Origin of the sequence: Pararcticibacter amylolyticus (assembly GCF_003130405.1) — a bacterium.
Lineage (GTDB): Bacteria > Bacteroidota > Bacteroidia > Sphingobacteriales > Sphingobacteriaceae > Arcticibacter > Arcticibacter amylolyticus.
On sequence record NZ_QEAS01000063.1, the window covers coordinates 1 to 677 of the forward strand.

At 53.3% G+C, this 677-nt stretch carries 1 pseudogene; it reads left to right on the forward strand.

What is annotated here, in order from left to right:
- Positions 1-677 (forward strand): annotated as a pseudogene (locus tag DDR33_RS26150) (DUF6443 domain-containing protein); the annotation flags it as partial.

Consider the following 677-nt stretch of genomic DNA (forward strand, 5'->3'; position numbering starts at 1 on the left):
GGCCAGCAGCACCAAAGGAACCTGACCACCAGCGGGAACTATCAGGCCAGCCAGCTGTACCTCACCATCAGCAAAGATGAAAACTGGGTAAGCGGCAAGACCGGTACCAGCGAAGAATATAAGGACAAACAAGGGCAGGTAGTACTCAAACGCACCTGGAAAGATGAAAGCACGCCCTATTCCACCTACTACGTCTACGACGACTTTGGCAACCTCAGTTTCGTGTTGCCACCCGGAGCAGAGCCCGACAACGGCGGGATAGACGCCACCAAACTCAATAAATACTGCTACCAGTACCGCTACGATGAGAGGAACCGGCTGATCGAAAAGCGCATCCCCGGAAAAGACGGACGGGAAAGCCTGGTGTATAATAAGATTGATCAACTGGTACTAAGCCAGGACCCCAAACAGGCCCAGAACGGTAAATGGACCTTTACCAAATATGACGGACTTGGAAGAGTCGTGATGAGCGGGGAATATGCCAGCAGTGCCTCCCGTGCCAGCCTTCAAACCACGGTCAATGCCCAGACCACCAACTGGGAGACCTACGCAGGAGGCACCGCAGGTGAAGGCTATAGCAATCAAAGCTTTCCCACCAGTTCCACCACATTATTCACGGTAAACTATTACGACGGTTATACCTTCCCCGGCAGTACTACCTTCGGGCCCCTTCCGGT